Source organism: Luteibacter sp. P4_E6 (assembly GCF_056401535.1).
This window is the reverse complement of record NZ_JBFUJE010000282.1, coordinates 1-5,099: the sequence shown is the minus strand read 5'-3', so window position 1 is coordinate 5,099 and position 5,099 is coordinate 1. Positions and strand designations below refer to the sequence as shown.

Sequence of the window (5,099 nt, the reverse complement as noted above, 5' to 3'; positions counted from 1 at the left end):
GTATTGGCGCACCAGTGCATCCCATAGGTGAAGTAGACATACATGTGCCCGGCCGGGCCGAACATCACGGCGTTGCGTGGCGTCCTCCCGCGGAAGGTGTGCGCCGCGGGATCGATGGCACCGATATACGCCTCGACCTCGACGATGCGCCCTGCCCGCCCGTCCGCACAGGCCAGGACTTTGTTGAGCAGTGCCTGGGCGACAACACGCGCGTCTCGCTGATAGAAGGAGCGCGGCAGGATGTCTCCCGGCCAGCGCGCGCGACGGAACGCCATCACGTGTCCAGGGGCTCACCGTCGGTGTCCGGATCGGGACCGGGGCGCTCGACCGGCTCCTGGTCGTAAGGCGGCGGCGAGGTTCCGGGAGGCGTCTTGTCCGTGTCAGGCACGGGACGATGGGGTCGAGCCATGACTTCCTCCAGAGGGCGTCGGGACGTGGCCGCCCCGACGCCGGGGATCAGAAGACGCCAAGCAGCCAGCAGACCAGGATGATCGCGAGGATAACGCCGATGCCGCCGCTCGGACCATAGCCCCAGGACCGCGAATAACCCCACGTGGGGAGGCCGCCGACGAGGGCAAGAATGAGGATGACGAGCAGGATGGTGACGAGCATGGGTAACTCCGGCAGTGGACTCGGAGTGCATCGTCGCGCAGAGGGTCGTCTAGGACATGTGATGCACGGGGCGCCCTTTCGGCGTCCCGTTCAGGAACTCGAAGAACGGCGCCGCCCGCGGGCGGCGCCGTTACGTAGTTTTACGTACGCACCACGTAGCAAGGCTCGTAGGCTGTGCCACCGGGAAGCTTCATGCGGTGCTGTTCGACGAACGCCTTCAGCAGGTCGTCCAGCGCACGCATGATTTCCGGCTCGCCGTCGATGACGAACGGACCGAACTGCTCGATGGCGCGCACGCCCTCTTCCTTGACGTTGCCGGCCACGATGCCCGAGAACGCACGGCGCAGRTCGGCCGCGAGCTCGTGACGCGGACGGTCGCGATGCAGGGCCAGGCCAGCCATCGCCTCGTGGTTGGGACGGAACGGCTGCTGGAACGGCAGCGGGATATCCAGCGCCCAGTTGAAGAAGAAGGCGTCCTTGTTGTCCAGACGGTGATTACGCACCTTGTCGATCCCGGTGACCATGACGTGGGCGACGGCCACCGGATCGTCGATGATGATCTTGTAGTGCGTCGCGATCTCTTCGCCGAGCGCCAGCCGCAGGAAGCGGTCAATCTGCTCGAAGTACGACGCCGAGTTCTTCGGACCGGTGAAGATCAACGGGAACGGAATGCCCTTGTTCTTCGGCAGCAGGAGAATGCCGAGCATGTAGAGGATTTCTTCCGCCGTGCCGACGCCACCGGGGAACACGATGATGCCGTGGCCGAGACGGACGAAGGCCTCGAGGCGCTTCTCGATGTCCGGCATGATCACCAGGTTGTTGACGATCGGGTTCGGCGACTCGGCGGCAATGATGCCCGGCTCGGTCACACCGATGTACCGGTTGCCCTTGCGACGCTGCTTGGCATGCGCGATGGTCGCTCCCTTCATCGGACCCTTCATCGCACCCGGGCCGCAACCMGTGCAGATATCCATGGCGCGCAGGCCGAGCTGGTAGCCGACCCGCTTGGTGTACTCGTATTCGTCGCGCGAGATCGAGTGACCGCCCCAGCAGACGACAAGATTCGGATCGATCTGCGGACGCAGGATGCGCGAATTGCGCAGGATCTCGAACACGGCATGCGTGATACCCACGCTGTCGTCCAGGTCGAAGGCGCCCGCTTCCAGCTGCGTCGACACGTAGACGATGTCGCGTACGACGGCGACCAGCAGTTCGTTGATGCCGCGGATGATACGGCCGTCGACGAAGGCCTGTTCCGGCGCATTCTTCAGCTCGATCTTGATGCCGCGGTCTTCCTGCAGCACCTGGATATCGAAGTCCGGATACTTTCCGAACATCGTGCCCGGATCGTCTGAAAGGTTGCCCGACGTCAGTACCGCCAGTGCGCAGCCGCGCAGCAGCTGGTGCAACCCGGACCCGCTGGCGTCGCGCAGGCGCGCGACCTCGTTGCGGGAAAGGATATCGAGGCCGCCGGCCGGCGAAACGCGGGCACTGACCGTCTTGCCGGATACCGGCTCCCCGAACTGATTGGCATTCATGGTGTGACTCGTCCTTCTGACCGCGAATTAGCGGCGAACCCCGCTCCGGATCGGGAGCGGACCGCCTAGGATCACGCGTGGCGGGCGTAGGGGTCAAGACCACCCCGCCACCGCCCGTTCCTGTAGGAGCCGATTCATCGGCGATCCCGCGCCAGCGTGCCAGCGTGGCGCGAGCACCCTATCGCCGATAAATCGGCTCCTGCAAAAAAAGCCGGCACCTTTGGAGGTGCCGGCTCTCGGTTGAGAGGCAATCCGTTGCCTCGTGTGCTGCTCGCCGCGGTTATCGGCGCGGGGCTTAGAACGCGTACTTGACCGTCAGCAGGACCGACCAACGCTGGGCGAGATCATCGTTGTTGTTGACGTAGGTCGGGATGGCGAGCGGCTGGTAGTTATTACCCGAGGAGTAATTCTTACCCGTGATGTCGTAAATGTACTTGTTCGTCGCGGTGTTGATACCGGCGTAGTCAGCCAGACCGCGACCGCCCGGGAAGTTCACGCGCTTCTCGATACCCCAATGCTTGTTCAGCATATTGGTGAAGTTGTAGATATCGAGCTTGATGATGCCCTTGTTACCCTTGAAAATCCCCGGGATCTCCTGCTGGAAGCTCAGGTCGATCTGGTTGATCCAGCCGGCACGGTCGCCGTTACGCTGCGCCGTCTTGCCCTGCTCGTGCTTCAGGTAATCGTTGTTCTGGATGTAGTTATAGAACGACTGCACCAGCGCCGGGTTGGTGCCCGGCTTGAACTCGACCTGGCCTTCCTTCGGAACGAAAGCCACGTCGTTGGTCTGGCCGTCACCGTTGGCATCGTTGCCGAAGGCCCAGGTGTACGGGGCAGCCGAATGGCCGTCGTAGAACACGCTGGCGGTGGTGTTGTAGTCGCCGAAGAAGGCGTGCTGCCAGGTCAGGGCGGCGATCACACGACGCGGGGTCGAGTAGTTCGACGTGCTGGCCTTGTCTTCGTTCGAATTGAGAACGTAGTTGTTGTTCCAGTTCGAGCTGGCGACGCTGGACGTACCCGGATTGACTTCCGTCGAGCGAGTCCAGGTGAAGCCGACCATGCCGGACCAGTCGTCGGAGAAGTTCTTCTTCATCGACAGCGCAAGGCTGTCCGCTTCGCCCTTGCTCGTGTTACCCAGCTCGATGTTGTTACCGGAGAACTTCGAATTGGCACCGGCGCGTGAGCGCTGGCCAGTCGAGTTGGCAGCACCCGTAGTCAAGTAATAGTTGGCGCGACCATCCGGTGCAACGCGCTGCGGCGCGCCGAGGTTGGTGTTCTTGAAGTAGATGGCATCACGCTGGTCGATGTGCTCGTAGTCAACCGTCGCGATCAGGCCCCACCACGGAAGCTCCTTGTCGAAGCCGAGGCTGAGCTTCCAGGCGGTCGGGATGTTCCAGTCCTTGGTGACGGTATTGACCGTCATCGACCCGCCCGCGGCACCATTGTTCTGTGCGCCAGCGTTCGGGCTGAATGCCGGCAGGTTGGTGGTGCAGGGGAACGTGCCGCCATTGGTCGGGCCGCAGGCGTATTGCGTCTGGGTCACGCCAGAGTTCGAGAAGATGTTACCCAGCCACACAGCCGGCTGGTTGGTCACGAACAAGCCAGCGCCGCCACGCAGCTGCGTCATGTGCTCGGTGTTGAACTGGTAGTTGAACGACATGCGCGGCTGGAAGACGCGATGGCCGTCGATGTTGTACTGATTGGTCTGGCCGTAGTTCTGAGGAGCGGCATAGGTCGCGTTGTACAGCGGCTTGTCGTTCATCAGCGGGATGTCGACGCGGAAGCCGTACTGGACAGACAGGTTTTGCGTAGCCTGCCAGGTGTCCTGCAGGAACACGCCCCACTGCTGCAAGCTATAAGCCGCAGCGACGTCGCTGAGGCTACGACCATCGGCCGGACGGTTGTACGAATACTTCCAGTACTTGCCGTTGGCAAAGTTGGCGAGGCCATTATTGGCACCGTTCGCGGCCGGCAGTTCTTCGAAGGTGTAGCTACCGAAGGCGCCCTGCAGGAACAGGTTGTAGTAATCGTCCTTCTCGTAGTCGAAACCGCCCTTCACGGTGTGGTCGCCGAGGTACAGCGAGCCGGCCCATGCGGCGTTCCACGACTTCACGTTCAGCACGTTCTGCTGGCTCGAGAACTCCGAACCGAACTCCACCGCGCCGCCATTGGCGAGTGTGGTCGGATAGACGGTGACGTCCGGCATGTCCGGGCCGTTCGGCGTGCGGTTCTGCGCAAACTTGGCGTACGACACGGTGGTGTCGCTGGAGAAGATGTCCGACCAGTCATCGTAGAAATGCAGCGCGTACGACTTGTTGTCGACGCTGGTGTTGTACCAGCCGCTCGACAGCACGAGCTTGGTGTCAGAGCCCGTGATGGTGGGCTTCTGCTCCTTGGTCTCGCTGTAGGTGAAGCTGGCGCGGTGGTTGTCGGTGATGTTCCAGTCCAGCTTACCGAGGTAACGCTTGTCCTGAAGGTTCTGGTTACCGCCACCAACCGTGCCAATGTCGCCGAGGCCGAGGCCCTGGGCGATGCTGCGAATCTGGTTGAGCTGGGCCGTGGTCAGGTTCTTGACCGGAATCCTCGCGCCGGAATCCGACGGGCCGTACGGGCTACCCGAACCGATCTGCTTGCTCTTCTCGTACAGGCCGAAGAAGAACAGCTTGTCCTTGATGATCGGGCCACCGACGGTGCCGCCTGCGGTGAACTGGCGATCGAAACCGGCGTACGGCTTGTTGGCCTCGTTGTCGCCGATCATGTTCTGGTTCTGGAATGCGTAGTACACCGAACCGTGGAAGTCGTTCGTACCGCTCTTGGTCACGGCGTTGATGTTGGCGCCGACGCCGCGACGGGTCGCCACGTCGTAGTTCGCGGTGGAGATGTTGTATTCCTGGATCGCGTCCTGCGAGATCGGCGTGCCGAGGGTCGGCAGACCGTTGGCGTTCAGGC

Annotated in this window: 5 protein-coding genes; all 5 read right to left on the bottom strand. The window is 62.4% G+C overall.

From position 1 onward, the window contains the following. Positions 1-275 (bottom strand): DNA-3-methyladenine glycosylase (locus AC1DT2_RS15410; RefSeq protein ID WP_477297254.1); only part of this gene is annotated, 275 nt, incomplete at its 3' end. After that, positions 275-409: a hypothetical protein gene (locus AC1DT2_RS15405; RefSeq protein WP_477297252.1), complete on the bottom strand. Its 135-nt coding sequence runs from the start codon at positions 407-409 to the stop codon at positions 275-277. The genes AC1DT2_RS15405 and AC1DT2_RS15410, both read right to left, overlap by 1 nt. A gap of 47 nt (positions 410-456) precedes the next feature. Beyond that, on the bottom strand, positions 457-612 hold the full coding sequence (locus AC1DT2_RS15400) for a DUF3309 family protein (RefSeq protein ID WP_082878993.1): 156 nt from the start codon (positions 610-612) through the stop codon (positions 457-459). 140 nt (positions 613-752) lie between these two features. Continuing rightward, positions 753-2,150, bottom strand: coding sequence for a nucleotide 5'-monophosphate nucleosidase PpnN (gene ppnN / locus AC1DT2_RS15395; protein WP_477297251.1), 1,398 nt, complete (start codon positions 2,148-2,150; stop codon positions 753-755). A 295-nt stretch (positions 2,151-2,445) separates the two neighbouring features. Next, on the bottom strand, positions 2,446-5,099 hold a 2,654-nt coding region (locus AC1DT2_RS15390; RefSeq protein ID WP_477297250.1), incomplete at its 5' end, for an outer membrane beta-barrel protein.